Here is a 15,328-nt window from a genome sequence, read left to right on the forward strand (position 1 = left end):
TTTTCATGACCGAAACCATCGCCGCGGCGCAAACCGCCGACCGCGTGATCTCCGACAAATACCGTCCGCAGTATCCGGACGACCTCGCCGCGCTGGAGCGGGCGCTGCGCGGCGCGCTGTCCGGCACCAGCGACACCGTCGTCGCCTACGAGCAGGCGCTGGCCAGCTGGTTCGGCGCCGCCGAAGCCGTCGCCCTGTCTTCCGGCGGCGCGGCGGTCAGCGTGGCGCTGCACGCCGCCGGCGTGCGGCCGGGCGACGACGTGCTGCTGACGCCCAGCTGCCCGCTGTGCACCGTCTACCCCATCATCGCCGCCGGCGCCAACCCCGTGTTCGTCGATACCCGCGTCCACGGCTTCGGCGCCGACCCCGACTCGGTGCGCGACCGCGTCTCTCCCCGCGCCGTCGCGCTGATCGACATCCCCATGTGGGGCTATCCCACCGAGGTGGACGAGCTGCGCGAACTGGCCGACTCACTGGACCTGAAGCTGATCCTGGACCTGGCCCACTCGCACGGCAGCACGCTGCACGGCAAGCATCTGTCCGCCTACGGCCACCTGTCCTGCTTCAGCACTCACGAGCGCAAGCCGCTGGCCACCGGAGAAGGCGGCTTCGTGCTGACCGACGACGCCGAGCTCGCCGAGCGCTGCCGCTCCTACAGCCGCTTCGGCAACCTCAACGGCGCGGATTTCGGCCTCAACTACAAGCTGGCCGCGCTGCCGGCGGCGCTGGGCCACAGCCGGCTGGACAAGCTTTCCGAACAGATAGACTGCCGGCGGACCCATGCCCGCCGCCTGCTGCAGCGGCTGCGCCATCCCCAGGTGCGGGAAAAACGAATCATCGAAGGCGGCAATCCCAACTACTACTTCCTCAATCTGGAGCTGGGCTTCGCCGACAACCGCGCCTTCATCGACTATCTGGACGCCCGCGGCATCCCGTCCGACATCAAGCGCTACGGCTGCCAGGCCTTGTATCGCTTCCCGGCGCTGGCCGAATACCGCCTCGACTGCCCCAACGCCGAGGCGCTGCTCTCCGGCATGACCACGCTGCCCGTACACCCCGCGCTGAGCGAAGCGGAGCTGGACTATATGGCCGACGTCATCAACGGATACCAGGCGCCATGATCACCGACCGCGCGATGCAGCGCGCCGGGCTGGAGCGGCATTTCACCGCTTCGGCCTTCGTGCTCAACCCCCACCGCGAAGTACTGCTGCTGCGCCACCGCAAGCTCGGCGTCTGGCTGTACCCAGGCGGCCACGTCGAACGGCACGAAACGCCGGATGAGGCGGCGCTGCGCGAGGTGCGGGAGGAGACCGGCATCCACGCCAAGCTGCTGGGCGAGCGCGACATCGCGCTGGAGGACGAAGAAGCCGACGTCACCGCGCTGCACCGTCCGTACCGGGTGTTGTGCGAGTACATCGCCGATCCGAAAACCCCGCACTACCACCTGGACCTGATCTATCTGTGCGCCACGCCCGAGCGGCGCTGCCCCCCGGGCCGGGAGGCGGTGGAGGTCGGCTTCTTCCCGCGCGAACGGCTGGAGCAGCTGCCGATGTTCGCCAATTTCCGCCGCATGCTGGAGCGTCTGTACGACGACGATGCCGTGTGGCAGGCGGTACAGCAGGGAGTCCGATGATGAGCACGATTGCGCTGGAAACGCGCCATATCGCCGAAACCTGCATCCACGACACGCCGGACGATATCGCCGAGCTGGCGCGCGCGCTGCGCGGCGGCCTGTCCGGCACCGCCGACATCGTCGCCGAATACGAAGCGGCGCTGGGCGGGCTGTACGGCCTGCCCCATGTGATCGCCGTCTCCTCCGGCGCCGCCTCGGTCCACGCCGCGCTGGCCGGCGTCGATTTCGCGCCAGGCGACGAGGTGGTACTGGCGCCCACCTGCCCGATCTGCACCGTGCTGCCCATCCTGGCGCAAGGATTGGTGCCGGTGTTCTGCGATGTGGCGCCCGACAGCTTCGGCCTGGACCCGGACGATTTGCTACGCTGCCTGGGGCCGCGCACCCGCGCGGTGATCGAGGTGCCGATGTGGGGCTATCCCATTCCCTCTGACCGGACCTGGACGCTGCTGCGCGAACGCGGCATCCCGCTGATCCAGGACTTGGCCCATTGTCACCTGACCCGGCTCAACGGCGACTGGCTGGCGCGCATCGGCGACATCTGCTGTTTCAGCACCCATGACTGCAAATTCATGTCCACCGGCGAAGGCGGCTTCGTCATGACCGCCAATGCGCAACGGGCCGAACGCATCCGCGCCTACACCCGTTTCGGCAACCTCACCGGCCAGAGCGTGGGCATCAATCTGAAGCTGGGCGGCCTGCAGGCGGCATTGGGGCTGGCGCGCAGCCGCCAACTGACCCGGCATCTCGACATCCGCCTGAGCAACCGCGAACGGCTGCTGGCCGCGCTGGACAACCCGGCGCTGCGCGAATTGCCGCTGCCCGCGCATGGCCAGGCCAATGGCTACGCGCTGCTGCTGCAGGCGATCGGCCACGACGGCCGGCAACTGGTGCGCTATCAGATGGCGCGCGGCATCCCGTCCGATATCGGCAAGTACGACAACCAGCCGCTGTACCAGCTACCGCTGCTGGAACGCTACCGCCGCGACTGCCCCAACGCCGCCCGGCTGCTGCGCTCGCTGACCACGGTGCCGCTGCATCCGGACCTGACTGGCGAAGACCTCGATTACATCGCGAGGACATTGAATGACTACTCCCCGAGTTGAAGCCGGCCACGCGGTGGTGCTGGGCGGCAGCATCGCCGGCTGCCTAGCCGCCGCCGCGCTGGCCCGCCGCTACGCCCGCGTCACCATCGTAGAAAAAAGCGATTTCCACGATGAAACCGGCGCGCGCCAAAGCGTGCCGCAAGAACACCACGTCCATCTGCTCTTGCAGCGCGGCAAAGAGATCATGGAAGCCATCTTCCCCGGTTTCCTGTCGGAGCTGGAGCAGGCCGGCGCGTTGGTCGCCGACCTGGGCCACGACGTCAAGTGGTACCAGGCCGGGCGCTGGAAAAACCGCTATCGCTGCGGCATCCACGCCCATTACTGCAGCCGCCGGCTGATCGACACCCATCTGCGCCGCCGCGTCTCGCGGCTGCCGCAGATCACGGTGTTGTCGCGCACCCAGATGGAAGGGGTGGATTTCCGCCGCGACGGCGACAAGCTGGCGGTCGCCGGCGTCCGGCTGCGCAACGACGACCACGCCTGGACGCTGGACGCCGACGCGCTGGTGGATGCCAGCGGCCGCGGCACCCGCCTGCCCGGCTGGCTGGAAACCGCCGGTTTCGGCGCGGTGGAAAAAAGCATGGTGAAAACCGACCTCGGCTACGCATCGCGCATCTACCGGCGCCGCCCCGAGTTCGCCAGCCAATGGAAAGTGCTGCTGGTGCTGGCCACGCCGCCGCATCAGCGCGCGATGGGCGTTATCAGCCCGATAGAGGGCGATCGCTGGATGGTGACCACCGGCGGCTGGTTCGGCCAATACCCGGACCGCGACCCGAACGCGTTCCTGAAAGCGCTGGCCGCGTTGCCGATGCCGGACATCCACCAGGTGATACAGGACGCCGAGCCGCTGTCCGACGTGTCGGTATTCCGCATGCCCGGCAGCCTGCGCCGCCATTACGACCAGCTGTCTCGCTGGCCGGACGGCCTGCTGGTGGTCGGCGACGCGCTGGGCAGCATGAATCCGCTGTACAGCCAGGGCATGACGCTGTGCGCGCTCGAGGCTGAATGCCTGGGCGGGAATCTAGACGCGCTGCTGGCCGGCGGGCTGGGCTTCCAGGAGCTGCAGGAAAAGCTGTGCCGGGTGCTGGACCCCGCCTGGCAGATGGCGGTCACCGAAGACCTGCGCTTTCCGGAAACCGAGGGCGAGCGCGACTGGCGCACCCGTTTCCTGCACTGGTACGGCGCCGGACTGACCCGGCTGTCCGCCTACCATCGCGGCGCGCTGGAAGCGCAGATCGGCGTCAGCAACCTGATCGTCAGCCCGTCCCGGCTATACGCGCCGCCCATCGCCGCGCGCATCGTGCTCGGCTCGCTGCGGCCCGGCGGAGGCCATCCATGAGCGCGGCATCGTGGCTGGCCGGAGTGCGCCACCTGGTCTTCGACTGGAATGGCACCCTGATCGACGACATTGATCTGGCGGTGGCGTCGGTGAACCGCTGCTGCGCGCGCTTCGGCGCGGAACCGGTCACGCGCGAGCGCTACCGGCGCGAGTTCGGCTTCCCGATCGCCGAGTTCTACGGTCGGCTGGGCTTCGACTTCAAACGCCATCCGTTCGCCGACATCGTCGCCGTCTACCTCGAGCATTTCGACGCTCATGTCGCGCGCTGTCCAATGCACGACGGCGTCGCGGAACTGCTGGAGCTAACCGCCGCCCGCGGCATCGGCGCCTCGGTACTGTCGGCGTCGCAAAGCAACGTGCTGTTGCGCACGCTGGACGCCAAGCGGCTGCTGGGCAGCTTCCAGCACGTGGTCGGCCTGGACCACACCCACGCCTCGGGCAAGCTGGATGAAGCCTGGGCATTGCAATCCCGGCTGGCGCTGCCGCCGGCAGATACGCTGTTCATCGGTGACACGCTGCACGACTGCGAGGTGGCGCGGCAAGTCGGCTGGCGCGCGCTGCTGGTGGAAACCGGCCATCAGGACCGGGCGCGGCTCGACGAAGGCGATGCGCCGGTCTGCTCCAGCCTGGCGGAACTGCTGCCGGCGCTGTCCGCGCCGGCAGCGGCGGGAGAACCCTCATGAATTCCCTCTATCCCCTGCTGGCGGTGCTGGCCGCCTCGCTGGCGATGCGCGGCATCGTCTATTTCTATTACCGCGACAGCGGGCCGGTGATGCGCAGGCTGCGGCTGCTGCCGCGCATCAACGACAATCCGGAAACCTATTACCGTCCGCTCGACAATTGGCTCGCGCCGCTGCCCTTCGTCTGGACCTGGCTGGACATCGTGGCGGCGGTGATGGCGGCCGCCTTGGCCGACTCCGCCATGGGCTGGGCGCTGGTGACGCTGTGGAGCGGCGGCCGCATGCGCGCGCTGCAGGAGTTCGGCCACAACGCCGTCCATTTCGCGCTGTGCCCGTCCCATGCCTGGCAATGGTGGCTGAGCGACATCTTTTACCAGTTCCCGGTGTTCAAGCGCGACATGCACAGCCGCCACAAAACCCATGGCGACCACCACCGCAAGCCCAACCACCCGGAACTGGACCCCAACCGCGCCCGGGTGTTCGCCGGCGGCTATCTGGCCGGTCTGTCGGACGCCGCCTTCCTTGCCCGCCTGCTGTACCCGCTGTGGCCGGCCGGCTTCTGGAACAATCTGAGCACGATGACGCGCAATAGCCTGCTCAACCATTCCAAAACCACGGCGCTGGCCCGCTGCGCGACGCTGCTGGCGACCGGCGCGCTGCTCTACTGGGTCGGCGGCTGGGCCGGCGTGGCCTTCGGCTGGCTGCTGCCGCTGTTCACCTCCTACCCGGTGTTCGCCTGGGTGTCGCTGCTGGCCGAGCACCGCTGGTTCATGCCCGGCTTCCCGCAGGAGAGGCTGGAGCTGGAATATCTGATGGGCCGCCCCACCGATTACTTCGGCGTCAGCGGCTGGCTGGTGCGGGTGTTCATCGCGCCCACTTCGGACGCCTACCATCTCGTCCATTCCCTATACCCCGGCGTGCGCTGGAACTACCTGCCGGCGATAGACCGGCACCTGAAAATCCACGACCCGCGCTACACCGAGCATGCCAGCGAGGGCCTGCTGCGCTGTCGCGGCAACGCGCCGTCAGCGCTGTCCGAACTGCGCGAACGGCTGGTGGCCCCGCCGCTGGCCGGCCGCCTCTCCACCCAAGGAATCCACCATGACTGAATCCCATCCGGCCCGCATCGGCATCATAGGCGGCAGCGGCTTCCAGCGGCTGCTGGGCCTGACCGACGCCCGCACCGTCCACTGCGCCACCGCCTTCGGCGCGCCGTCGTCGCCGGTGGTCACCGGCTATCTCGGCGGCGTGCCGGTCGCCTTCCTGCAGCGCCATGGTCCGGGCCATGCGATCCCCCCCGCGTCCATCAACGTCAAGGCCAATATCGCCGCGCTGCGCAGCGTGGGCTGCGCCCAGATCCTGTCGATGAGCGCGGTGGGCAGTTTGCGCGAAGACGTGCCCCCCGGCCATTTCGTGCTGGTCGACCAGTTCATCGACCGCACGCTGATGCGCGACAAGACCTTCTTCGGTCCCGGCCTGGTCGGCCACGTGCCCTTCGGCGACCCGGTCTGCGGCCGCATGCGCGAAGCGCTGGCCGACAGCGCCGCCGCCGCGGGCGTCCCGGCGCGCGACGGCGGCACCTATGTGGTGATGGAGGGGCCTCAATTCTCCACTCGCGCCGAATCCCGGCTTTACCGCCAGTGGGACGGCACCGTGATAGGCATGACGGCGATGCCGGAAGCCAAGCTCGCCCGCGAAGCCGAGCTGTGCTACGCGCTGGTGGCCATCCCCACCGATTACGACTGTTGGTTCGAATCGCAGGAGCCGGTCAACGCCGCGCTGGTGGCGGAACGGATGGCCGAAATCGGCGACAGCGCGCGCCGGCTGGTGGAAGAAGCCGTGCAGCGCCTGGGCCGTCACGGCGGCGCCTGCCGCTGCGGCTGCGACCGCGCGCTGGACACCGCCATCATGACCGCGCCCGAACAGCGCGACCCCGCCATGCTGGCGCGGCTGCTGACCGTGGCGCCGAATGCAAACCGATTGACGAACAAGTAAAAGGAAACGCTGCATGAGCAATACCACCGCGACCCGGGAAAGAGTGCGCATCCAACGCGTGGAAGTGCTGTCCGATGACTGGTACGTGCTGCGCAAGACCACCTTCGACTACCTGCGCCGCGACGGCAGCTGGCAGACGCTGTCGCGCGAAACCTACGACCGCGGCAATGGCGCGGTGATCCTGCTGTACAACCGCTCCCGCCGCACGGTGATCCTCACCCGCCAGTTCCGCTTCCCCGCCTTCGTCAACGGCCACGACGGCATGCTGATCGAGGCCTGCGCCGGCTTGCTTGACCAGGACGACGCGGAAACCTGCATCCGCCGCGAAACCGAAGAGGAGACCGGCTACCGGATAGACAATGTGCGCAAGGTATTCGAGGCCTTCATGAGTCCCGGATCCGTCACCGAGAAACTGTTCTTCTTCGTCGGCGAATACCATCCCCGCGACAAGGTGGGGGATGGCGGCGGCGTGGAGGAGGACGGCGAGGAACTGGAAGTGCTGGAACTGCCGCTGCAACAGGCGCTGGCGATGGTGGACTGCGGCGACATCGCCGACGGCAAGACCATCATGCTGCTGCAATACGCGCAATTGCACCGGCTGCTGGATTAAGACAGGCAGAAACCACCGCGGCGGGCAGGTTTTGAGGAGCCCAAGCCGCCCGCTGCGGACCGTGTCGAAACACCAGCGGCAAGGCCTCCGGCCACCGCCGGCGGCGCAGGGATCTGCCATCCGCCAGGCGCGGCATGCGTTCAGATGCCCCCACCCCACACCTCAGGATCAACCGCTATGACAGACAGCCCCCGATCCACCCGGCCATTCCGCCGCGACGGACCCACCTGGTTCCTCTATCTGGTGCTGGCCGTGTTCGGCTTCCAACAGTCGGTGCTGGGCTCCACCCTGCCCTTCCTGCGCGCCGAGTTCGGCTACGATCCCATCCAGATCGGCTGGCATTTCACCAGCTACGCCGGCGGCCTGGTCGCATCCGGTCTGCTGGGGGGTTGGCTGCTGCCCAGGCTGGGCCTCGGCCCGCTGGTCCGCGGCGCTGCGGTCGCCATGGTGCTGGCCGTGTTGTCCATCGCCCAGGCGCGCGGCTTCGCCGGCACCCTGGCCGCCGCGATCGCCATGGGTTTGACCGGCGGCGTGCTGCAATCGGCGGTGCAGGCCGGCCTGGCCTGGCATCAGGCAGAACACCGCGACATGGCGATGGTGGAAGCTTTCATCTTCGCCGGCGCCGGCGTGTTTTCCGGCCCGCTGCTGGTCGGCCAGCTGGCCGCGGCCGGCATTCCCTGGCGCTGGACGCTGCTGGCGGCCGCGCTGGCCCTGGCGCTGGTGCTGCCCCTGCCTGCGCCCGCCGGCCGTCCGGCTCCGGCAGCGGCGTCGAGCAAGCCCGCTCGCGGCGGCGTGCCGCTGGCGGTGGCCTTGTGCTGGGGCTCGGTGTTGCTGGGCATAGGCGCGGAATGGGGCATAGGCTTCTGGGGCGCGCAGTTTCTGGAAAGCCGGCTGGGCCTGGGCCCGGCGCAGGCGGTGAGCCTGATGTCGGTCTTCTTCGGCGGCACCGTGTTCGGCCGCATCGTCTCCAGCCGGCTGTTGGCCCGGTTTGATGGCCGCAGCATGCTGATGGCGGTGATCCTGCTGGGCGGCGGCGCCATTCTCGCGCTGTGGGCCAGCGCGCTGCCGTCCGCCACCATCGTCGCGCTGGCCTTGGCCGGCATGTGTCTGGGCAATTTCTTCCCGCTGCTGATCAGCAACGCGATCCGGCTGGAGCCGGACCACGTCGGCCTGATCTCGGTGGGGGCCACCCAGGCGGTGGGCGTTTCCCTGCTGGTGGTTCCCATCGCATTGGGCTATATCGGCCAAGTGGCCGGCCTAGTCAATGCGATCGGCATGCTGGTTATCTTGCCGCTGCTGATGGCCGTGGCCTGCCTGGCCGCCGGCTACCGCCATGCGCTGCCGCACAAAGCCTGAGACTTGAGCAAAAAGGAGAACAATGATGAGCCAAGCCGACTTCACGCTGCTGTTCGATCTGGACGGCACTCTGGTGGACACCGACATCCTGCATTTCGGCGCCTACCAAACGCTGCTGGCCGATCACAAGCGCAGCATCACCATGCAGATCTACAAAGAGCGGATCATGGGCGCGCCCAACGACGCGATCATGCGCGAGCTGTTTCCCGACCTGTCCCTGGACTCCCACCGCCGGCTGGCCGAGCGCAAGGAGGAACTGTTCCGCGCCGCCATCGGCAAGCTGGAGCCCACGCCCGGCGCACTGGCGCTGTTCGAATGGGCGGAGGCCCGCCGCGTGCCGATCGCCGTCGTCACCAACGCGCCCCGCATCAACGCCGAGCGCATGCTGACCGGGCTGGAGCTGCTGGGTAGGATAGACGCGCTGGTGATAGGCGAGGAGCTGCCGCGCGGCAAGCCGGACCCGCTGCCCTACCTGACCGGGCTTCAGCGTCTGGGCGGACGCGCCGAGCGCGCGCTGGCCTTCGAGGACTCGCTGTCCGGCGCGCGCGCCGCCAGCGCCGCCGGCATCCATACCTTCGGCATCGGCACCTCGCTGCCCGCCGCGTCGCTGCTTGACGCCGGCGCCGACGAGGTGATCGCCGACTTCACCGCCGCCGAGCTATGGCGGCGGCTGGACGCGCTGGAGCTCGGCGCGGAGGCTGAGGAGTCCGGCGCATGAACCCGTCCGTTCCCCCGACGGGGCTGCCCGCCGACGCCGTCCGCATCGAAGCCGCCACCGGCAGCGGCGCGGGCGGGCATCTGGTGGCCTACAGCTCGTTCGAGCCCTATGAGCTGGCCGACTACCTCGAAGCGCTGAGCCGCCTGCTGCCCGATGTCGCCATCACCGTGTGGCGCATGCCCACCTCCAGCCTGACCGCCTTTCTGCTGTCCGACCCCGAGGGCGATCTGGTGCTGGGCTGGGCCGACACCGCCGCGCAGAGCCCGGGCATCGCCGCCCGCATCGCGCCTCCGGCGGCCGGCGGCTGCGACGCCGACGGTTTCTACCGTCCTACCGGCTTTTCGCTGGCTTTCGTCGCCGATCCCGCGTTATTGCAAGCGCGCGGCTCCGAGCCGCCGACGCGCTGGTCCGATCTGGCCGCGCCGGCGCTTCGCCAAGGACTGCTATTCCCCGACCCCCGCCGCTCCGGCGCCGGCTACCTGGCCTTGACCACCATCCTGCAATATTACGGGCCGGAAGACGGCTGGCGGCTGATGGTGGAGATAGACCGCAACGTGATCGACTACCCCGGCTCGGCCTGGGAGCCGGCCGCCCGCGTCGGCCAGAACGGCGCGGCGCTGGGCATCACCGTACGGGTGGCGGCCCGCCGCCGGCTGAGCGACAACCCCGCATTGATCCAGGCGCTGCCCCAGGATGCGATAGGCGCGGAAGCGGAAGTCTACGGCGTCCTCGCCGGCAGCAAGCAGCAAACACTGGCGCGAAGGGCGCTGAGCTGGGTGATGTCAGACGAAGCCGCCGACCTGTTCCGCCATCACGCCAAGCTATTGCTGCGCGGCGAACGCGATCCCGCCTTGTTTCCCATCAATCCGGAGCGGGCCAGCCGCGAGCGGCCCGCCGTTCTGCAACGCTTCGACGCGCTGATGCGGCTGCGCGCCGTCCGCGCGCCCAAATCGGAGGCCACCCCATGATCACCCGCGCCGCATTCGGCATCCTGCCCGGCGGAGAAGTCGTCGAAAAGATAGAACTGGCGCTGAGCAACGGCATCAGCGCCGCCATCCTGTCCTGGGGCGCCACGCTGCAGTCGCTGTGCTGCCCAGACCGGCACGGCCGTTTCGACTCGGTGGTGCTGGGCTATACCCGGCTGGACGATTACCGGCAGGCCGGCGGCCGCCTGGGCGCCACCATGGGCCGCTACGCCAACCGGATCGAAAACGGCCGCTTCCAGCTTGACGGCCAGTGGCATCAGGTGGATCAGAACGAAGGCCGCCATGCGATACACGGCGGACCGGAAGGCTTCGACCGCCGCCAGTGGCAAGTGGCCGCCGTGGCCGATCTCCCCGACCGGCCCGAAGTGCTGCTGCGGCTGGAAAGCCCGGACGGCGATCAAGGCTTTCCCGGCAAGCTGATCCTGACCGTCAGCTACGCGCTGAAGCCGCCGGGCGATCTGGTGATCAGCTACGAAGCGAGCTGCGACCGGCCCACCGTGTTCAACACCACCAACCACGCCTATTTCAACCTGGCGGGCGAAGGCAGCGGCAGCGTGCTGGACCACAGGCTGGCCATCTTGGCCGACCACTTTCTGCCGGTGACGGAAGAACTGATTCCCACCGGCGAGATCCGCGGCGTGCAGGACACGGTGTTCGATTTCCGCGAACCCAAGCCGCTGGGGCGGGACATACGCGCCGACGACGCGCAAATCCGCCTGGGACGGGGCTTCGACCATTGCTACGTGCTGTCGCGAGACGGCGCCGAACCCTATCCCAGGCTGGCCGCGCGAGCGGTGGAAGACGGCTGCGGACGCCAGCTGGATGTGCTCACCACCGAGCCCGGCCTGCAACTGCACAGCGGCAATGTGCTCACCGGCCGCTACCATGGCGCATCCGGCCGCGCCTACCGGCAATCGGACGGTTTCTGCCTGGAGGCCCAGCACTTCCCCAACGCGCCCAACGTCTCCCACTTCCCCAGCGCTGTCTTGCGGCCGGAGCAGCCATACCGCAGCACCACCATCTACCGGCTGGGCATCGCCCCATCCCGTTAGACGAAAACCGCCGGGCGGCGAAGCGGCGGCTTGCCCGGCGACGGCAAGCCGCCTACCATGGGCGCGGAACCAGAACACGAATCCGCCATGCCCCAAGCCGACTTCACCCTGCTGTTCGATCTGGACGGCACCCTGACCGATACCGACGAACTCCACTTTCGCGCCTTCCGCGCCCTGCTGTCCGAACATGGCCGGGAGCTGGACCATGACAGCTATCTGCGGCATGTCCACGGCTCCACCAACGAAGCCATCATGCGCGCGCTGCTGCCGGACATTCCCGAACGGCACCTGGAATTGGCCGAGCGCAAGGAAAAGCTGTTCCGCGCCTCGGTCGGCCAATTGCGGCCCACGCCGGGCACCTTGCGCCTGTTCGACTGGGCGCGGGCCAAAGGCGCGGCCATCGCCATCGTCACCAACGCGCCGCGCGCCAATGCCGAGTTGATGCTGGACGGCCTGGGCCTCGCCTCCCGAGTGGACGCGCTGGTGATAGGCGACGAGCTGGCTTACGGCAAGCCCCACCCGCTGCCCTACCTCGCCGGTCTGGCCCGGCTGGGCGGACGCGCCGAGCGTGCTTGCGCCTTCGAAGACTCGCCGTCCGGCATCCGCGCCGCGAAGCAAGCCGGGCTGCACACCTTCGCCATAGCCGGCATGTTGCCGGAAGCCGCGCTGCGTGAAGCCGGCGCCGATGCCGTGATCGCCGACTTCAACGCCCCGGAGCTATGGCAGTGGCTGGAGCGGGCTGACATCCGCGCGCCCCAAACCTGAGCTTGAACGCCGCCGCGAACACCGGGTGAAACATCGGTATGCCGCAAAACAGGCATCCTGCCCTTTTCAACCCTGGCGACAGGAAATGGACAACGCACTCCGGCCTTGCAGCCGCTCAAGGCGCGCCGGCGCGGCGCCAACAGTTTTGTCTGCTGCGCTAAACGAAGGCGGAATACAGTCCACAGACGATCAGACAGAGCCCGCTGGCCCGTTCCAGCCAGGCTCCGCCCTGCTCCCGGGCCATGCCGCCCAACCACCGCGCGGCGGCCGCGCACAGCAGGAACACTGCCAGCACCGTCAACAGGAACAAGGGCCCCAGCAATAGCATCTGCCATCCCGCGTCCTCCCCCCGCTGGATGAACTGCGGAAAGTACAAGGCCAGGAAGACGATGATTTTCGGGTTCAGCAGCGTCGTGGCCAGCCCGCGGCGAAAACCTCCCCTGCCATCGGCAAGCCCCGCCTTCCCCGCCATGCGCAGCTGCGCCGCGCCCAGATACAGCAAGTAGGCGGCGCCCAGCCATTTCAAGCCTGACAAGACCACAGGCGCTTCGCGCGCCAACGTACCCAGGCCGCCCAGCACCGCCAGCAGCAGGATGGCGTCCGCCAGCACCACGCCCAGCGTCACGACCGCGCCCGCGCGCCATCCGCGTTGCGCGGCTGCCCCGGCGATCAGCAGCAACGACGGACCCGGCATCAGGGTGATCAGCGCGGTCGCCGCGATGAAATTCCAGATCATGCCCGCCCCCTCAGCGCAACAGGCCCAGGCTGCCGGTCAGCTGCCGCACCCGCTTGCCCGGCCCGCACAGGGCCAGGCCCTGATACTGGATCGCCTCCTCCGGCGTGGAGGCCAGCGCCGCCGCGTACTCCTGATAGCTGCGGGTGGCGCGCGTGGCGCTGGTCAGCTCCACCAGCGTCAGTTCCATCCCGCAAGCCGCCGCGCGCAATGCGCGCAATTGGTCCGCGCCGGCCTTCAGCACCGGCAGCGGCACCGTGGTGATGCCCAGGCGCGGCTCGCCGCGCGCGTCGGGCAGGTCCTGCCCCACCAGCGCCGGGTGGCGCTTGCCCAGCGACATGGCCAGCACAGCGGCGGTATTGGCGATGACGCCGGGCGGCAGATCGGGATCGATGATGATGGCGCAACGGATATCGTCCATGAGCGGTTCCTTCCAATGATGAGGTACCGCCTCACTATGCGCTGCCGCCAATTGATCTACAATCAAGACTAATTTAAATTTAATAATCGAAAAAATCGAACAATGATAGACGAACTGCGCGCGCTAGCCGTCTTCGCCAAGACCATCGAAACCGGCTCTTTCCGCGCCGCCGCCCGCGCGCTGGGACTGGCGCCCTCGGTGGTCAGCCACCACGTCACGCAGCTGGAAAGCCGGCTGGGCGCGGCTTTGCTGTACCGTTCCACCCGGAAGCTGTCGCTGACGACGGACGGACAAGCGCTGTACCAGCACGCCCAGGCGATGCTGCAGGCGGCGGAAGCCGGCCTCAACGAACTGGCCGGGCGCGCGTCCGAGCCCAGCGGCGCGCTCAGGCTGAGCTTGCCGGCCTTCTTCGCGCGCGGCCCGCTCACCGCCAGCCTGGCGGCGTTCTCCCAATGCCATCCCAAAGTGGAGCTGGAATTGGATTACAGCGACGAGAAACGCGACCTGATCCGGGACGGCATCGACCTGGCCATCCGCATCGGCGAATTGCAGGACAGCGCGCTGAAGTCGCGCCGCCTGTTCGACATGCCCCGCCTGCTGGTGGCCGCGCCCAGCCTGTTGGACGCGCGCGCCGCGCCGGCCTCTCCAGCCGAGTTGGCCGACTGGCCCTGGCTGGGCATACGAATGCGCGGCAAACGCAAAACCCTGATCGACGCCGCCGGACAGCGGCACGATTTCGCCATCCAGCCGCGCATCACCGCCAACAGCGTCGATGCCGCCTGCCAACTGGCCATCGCCGGTTGCGGCCTGGCCACGCCGCCGGCTTTTCTGGTGGAAAGCGAATTGGCCGCGAAGAAGCTGCGCGTCGTCCTGCCCGACTGCCAGGTGGAAGCGCTAGGCGTCTACGCCGTCTGGCCCGCCAACGCCGCGCGGGAAAGCCTGACGCTGCGCTTGGTTCGCTTTCTGGCTGAAACAGCGATATCCCAACCGCAAACCATCCCAATGTTATAATTTGGCTTTCCACCCCTTGGGAGGCCCACCATGCAAAGTCCACGCGATCTTGACGCGGTGATCGCCGCCGGCATCCGCGCCAGCGAACAGCGCGGAGAGCTGCAACACGCGAAGGGATGGGGCAAGCCGCTGGATTTGGACGATGGCTACGCCGCCGCGCCGGCCGAGCTCAGGATGTCGTACAAGATCCTGAAGGATGCCGGCTGCGTGCCGGCCGAGGTGGAAATGATGCAGCAGCTGGGCGTCCTGCGAGCGGAGCTGGCCGCGCTGGAGCCGGATACGCCGGCCTGGCGCGACAAGCAGGCTCAAACGCAGCGGCTGGCGCTGGAGGTGGCATTGCAGCTGGAGCATCTGCGCGGCGGCGCCTGACCGCCAAACTGCGCTCAGGCCGCTAAACGCCTCGGCCGAGGGCAGGAGACCGAATTTTGTCAGCCGCTCTTATTGCCCGCGCGCGTTCCGCAGCGCGGAAAGCAGACTGGACAAATTGTCCGCGCCGCCGTCAATCCGCACCGCATTACTCGCCCCTGTCGCGCTGTCCACGCTGTAAATCTGCATCACCCCCATATTGGCTACTGACTGGGCAAGCGTGGTCATCTGCTGCTGCGAGGAGACGGCGTTCTCGAACAGGATGCCGGTGGAGTGCGCCATGGTCTGGTAGATCGATCCCATCGCCATGGCGGGGGCCTCGCCCACCACCTTGACGTTGAACTGGGTGACGGCATCGGTGATCTGGCTGTTGACTGCGGTGGGGAAGGCCATCTTGCATCTCCTGCTCCGTTGGGGAATTCAGACTGGCAGCCGCAGGGAAATGCTTCAATTGGTGACAGTACTTATCGGGTCTTGCCAAGCGCGCAGGCCGAGCAATAGCGTGCAGGCGCGGCACCCCGGAATCATGGACCGCACAGCGCCCTTGAGCATATCGGCGT

General features: G+C 68.1%; 18 protein-coding genes. 15 read left to right on the forward strand and 3 right to left on the reverse strand.

All coding sequences use genetic code 11. The features are described from left to right. The first annotated feature begins 5 nt into the window (after positions 1-5). From ACX17K_RS17455 to ACX17K_RS17515, 13 genes are all read left to right on the forward strand, one after another. Entirely contained in the window at positions 6-1,121 is a 1,116-nt protein-coding gene (locus ACX17K_RS17455) for a DegT/DnrJ/EryC1/StrS family aminotransferase (protein WP_493775772.1), read from the forward strand. After that, on the forward strand, positions 1,118-1,633 hold the full coding sequence (locus tag ACX17K_RS17460; RefSeq protein ID WP_493775773.1) for an NUDIX hydrolase: 516 nt from the start codon (positions 1,118-1,120) through the stop codon (positions 1,631-1,633). The genes ACX17K_RS17455 and ACX17K_RS17460 overlap by 4 nt, the downstream gene beginning before the upstream one ends. After that, the gene (locus tag ACX17K_RS17465; RefSeq protein WP_493775774.1) at positions 1,630-2,736 is read left to right on the forward strand and encodes a DegT/DnrJ/EryC1/StrS family aminotransferase; all 1,107 of its coding nucleotides are present in this window, start codon (positions 1,630-1,632) and stop codon (positions 2,734-2,736) included. The genes ACX17K_RS17460 and ACX17K_RS17465 overlap by 4 nt, the downstream gene beginning before the upstream one ends. Continuing rightward, complete coding sequence (locus tag ACX17K_RS17470; RefSeq protein ID WP_493775775.1) at positions 2,717-4,075, forward strand: NAD(P)/FAD-dependent oxidoreductase; 1,359 nt, start codon at positions 2,717-2,719, stop codon at positions 4,073-4,075. Before ACX17K_RS17465 ends, ACX17K_RS17470 begins: the two co-directional genes overlap by 20 nt. Then, on the forward strand, positions 4,072-4,758 hold the full coding sequence (locus ACX17K_RS17475) for an HAD family hydrolase (RefSeq protein WP_493775776.1): 687 nt from the start codon (positions 4,072-4,074) through the stop codon (positions 4,756-4,758). Before ACX17K_RS17470 ends, ACX17K_RS17475 begins: the two co-directional genes overlap by 4 nt. Further along, positions 4,755-5,864 carry a fatty acid desaturase family protein gene (locus ACX17K_RS17480; protein ID WP_493775777.1) on the forward strand — a complete coding sequence of 370 codons (1,110 nt, stop codon included), beginning with the start codon at positions 4,755-4,757 and terminating at the stop codon, positions 5,862-5,864. Before ACX17K_RS17475 ends, ACX17K_RS17480 begins: the two co-directional genes overlap by 4 nt. Then, positions 5,857-6,750 (forward strand): S-methyl-5'-thioadenosine phosphorylase, encoded by an 894-nt coding sequence (mtnP, locus tag ACX17K_RS17485; protein ID WP_493775778.1) that lies wholly within the window; start codon positions 5,857-5,859, stop codon positions 6,748-6,750. Before ACX17K_RS17480 ends, mtnP begins: the two co-directional genes overlap by 8 nt. Before the next feature lie 13 nt (positions 6,751-6,763). Beyond that, the gene (locus ACX17K_RS17490; protein WP_021474968.1) at positions 6,764-7,360 is read left to right on the forward strand and encodes an NUDIX domain-containing protein; all 597 of its coding nucleotides are present in this window, start codon (positions 6,764-6,766) and stop codon (positions 7,358-7,360) included. Between the two features lie 177 nt (positions 7,361-7,537). Beyond that, on the forward strand, positions 7,538-8,716 hold the full coding sequence (locus tag ACX17K_RS17495; RefSeq protein WP_493775779.1) for an MFS transporter: 1,179 nt from the start codon (positions 7,538-7,540) through the stop codon (positions 8,714-8,716). Positions 8,717-8,741: 25 nt separating this feature from the next. Then, complete coding sequence (locus tag ACX17K_RS17500) at positions 8,742-9,434, forward strand: HAD family hydrolase (RefSeq protein ID WP_493775780.1); 693 nt, start codon at positions 8,742-8,744, stop codon at positions 9,432-9,434. Further along, the gene (locus tag ACX17K_RS17505; RefSeq protein WP_493775781.1) at positions 9,431-10,402 is read left to right on the forward strand and encodes a substrate-binding domain-containing protein; all 972 of its coding nucleotides are present in this window, start codon (positions 9,431-9,433) and stop codon (positions 10,400-10,402) included. Before ACX17K_RS17500 ends, ACX17K_RS17505 begins: the two co-directional genes overlap by 4 nt. Next, positions 10,399-11,472, forward strand: a complete 1,074-nt coding sequence (locus tag ACX17K_RS17510; RefSeq protein WP_493775782.1) for an aldose epimerase family protein — start codon at positions 10,399-10,401, stop codon at positions 11,470-11,472. The genes ACX17K_RS17505 and ACX17K_RS17510 overlap by 4 nt, the downstream gene beginning before the upstream one ends. Positions 11,473-11,559: 87 nt before the next feature. Continuing rightward, positions 11,560-12,237 carry an HAD family hydrolase gene (locus ACX17K_RS17515; RefSeq protein WP_493775783.1) on the forward strand — a complete coding sequence of 226 codons (678 nt, stop codon included), beginning with the start codon at positions 11,560-11,562 and terminating at the stop codon, positions 12,235-12,237. A 157-nt stretch (positions 12,238-12,394) separates the two neighbouring features. On the opposite strand, the gene ACX17K_RS17520 is transcribed toward ACX17K_RS17515, so the two are convergent. Both ACX17K_RS17520 and ACX17K_RS17525 read right to left on the reverse strand, forming a co-directional pair. Beyond that, positions 12,395-12,973 (reverse strand): LysE family translocator, encoded by a 579-nt coding sequence (locus ACX17K_RS17520; RefSeq protein ID WP_493775784.1) that lies wholly within the window; start codon positions 12,971-12,973, stop codon positions 12,395-12,397. 10 nt (positions 12,974-12,983) lie between these two features. Beyond that, positions 12,984-13,391: a DUF2000 domain-containing protein gene (locus tag ACX17K_RS17525; RefSeq protein WP_493775785.1), complete on the reverse strand. Its 408-nt coding sequence runs from the start codon at positions 13,389-13,391 to the stop codon at positions 12,984-12,986. Positions 13,392-13,493: 102 nt separating this feature from the next. Between ACX17K_RS17525 and ACX17K_RS17530 the strand changes: the two genes are divergently transcribed. Both ACX17K_RS17530 and ACX17K_RS17535 read left to right on the forward strand, forming a co-directional pair. Next, on the forward strand, positions 13,494-14,402 hold the full coding sequence (locus tag ACX17K_RS17530; protein ID WP_493775786.1) for a LysR family transcriptional regulator: 909 nt from the start codon (positions 13,494-13,496) through the stop codon (positions 14,400-14,402). 30 nt (positions 14,403-14,432) lie between these two features. Continuing rightward, the gene (locus ACX17K_RS17535; protein ID WP_493775787.1) at positions 14,433-14,771 is read left to right on the forward strand and encodes a DnaJ family domain-containing protein; all 339 of its coding nucleotides are present in this window, start codon (positions 14,433-14,435) and stop codon (positions 14,769-14,771) included. 69 nt (positions 14,772-14,840) lie between these two features. On the opposite strand, the gene ACX17K_RS17540 is transcribed toward ACX17K_RS17535, so the two are convergent. Beyond that, positions 14,841-15,161, reverse strand: a complete 321-nt coding sequence (locus ACX17K_RS17540) for a RebB family R body protein (RefSeq protein WP_493775788.1) — start codon at positions 15,159-15,161, stop codon at positions 14,841-14,843. Positions 15,162-15,328 lie beyond the last annotated feature (167 nt).

The sequence above is a fragment of the Chromobacterium sp. INPA-IVC genome (assembly GCF_059047085.1).

Coding starts and splice junctions, on each gene's coding strand:
- ACX17K_RS17475 (WP_493775776.1), top strand. CDS start 4,072: ATGAGCGCGGCATCGTGGCTGGCCGGAGTGCGCCACCTGGTCTTCGAC.
- mtnP (WP_493775778.1), top strand. CDS start 5,857: ATGACTGAATCCCATCCGGCCCGCATCGGCATCATAGGCGGCAGCGGC.
- ACX17K_RS17515 (WP_493775783.1), top strand. CDS start 11,560: ATGCCCCAAGCCGACTTCACCCTGCTGTTCGATCTGGACGGCACCCTG.
- ACX17K_RS17530 (WP_493775786.1), top strand. CDS start 13,494: ATGATAGACGAACTGCGCGCGCTAGCCGTCTTCGCCAAGACCATCGAA.
- ACX17K_RS17480 (WP_493775777.1), top strand. CDS start 4,755: ATGAATTCCCTCTATCCCCTGCTGGCGGTGCTGGCCGCCTCGCTGGCG.
- ACX17K_RS17505 (WP_493775781.1), top strand. CDS start 9,431: ATGAACCCGTCCGTTCCCCCGACGGGGCTGCCCGCCGACGCCGTCCGC.
- ACX17K_RS17455 (WP_493775772.1), top strand. CDS start 6: ATGACCGAAACCATCGCCGCGGCGCAAACCGCCGACCGCGTGATCTCC.
- ACX17K_RS17500 (WP_493775780.1), top strand. CDS start 8,742: ATGAGCCAAGCCGACTTCACGCTGCTGTTCGATCTGGACGGCACTCTG.
- ACX17K_RS17525 (WP_493775785.1), bottom strand. CDS start 13,391: ATGGACGATATCCGTTGCGCCATCATCATCGATCCCGATCTGCCGCCC.
- ACX17K_RS17520 (WP_493775784.1), bottom strand. CDS start 12,973: ATGATCTGGAATTTCATCGCGGCGACCGCGCTGATCACCCTGATGCCG.
- ACX17K_RS17465 (WP_493775774.1), top strand. CDS start 1,630: ATGATGAGCACGATTGCGCTGGAAACGCGCCATATCGCCGAAACCTGC.
- ACX17K_RS17510 (WP_493775782.1), top strand. CDS start 10,399: ATGATCACCCGCGCCGCATTCGGCATCCTGCCCGGCGGAGAAGTCGTC.
- ACX17K_RS17535 (WP_493775787.1), top strand. CDS start 14,433: ATGCAAAGTCCACGCGATCTTGACGCGGTGATCGCCGCCGGCATCCGC.
- ACX17K_RS17495 (WP_493775779.1), top strand. CDS start 7,538: ATGACAGACAGCCCCCGATCCACCCGGCCATTCCGCCGCGACGGACCC.
- ACX17K_RS17490 (WP_021474968.1), top strand. CDS start 6,764: ATGAGCAATACCACCGCGACCCGGGAAAGAGTGCGCATCCAACGCGTG.
- ACX17K_RS17460 (WP_493775773.1), top strand. CDS start 1,118: ATGATCACCGACCGCGCGATGCAGCGCGCCGGGCTGGAGCGGCATTTC.
- ACX17K_RS17540 (WP_493775788.1), bottom strand. CDS start 15,161: ATGGCCTTCCCCACCGCAGTCAACAGCCAGATCACCGATGCCGTCACC.
- ACX17K_RS17470 (WP_493775775.1), top strand. CDS start 2,717: ATGACTACTCCCCGAGTTGAAGCCGGCCACGCGGTGGTGCTGGGCGGC.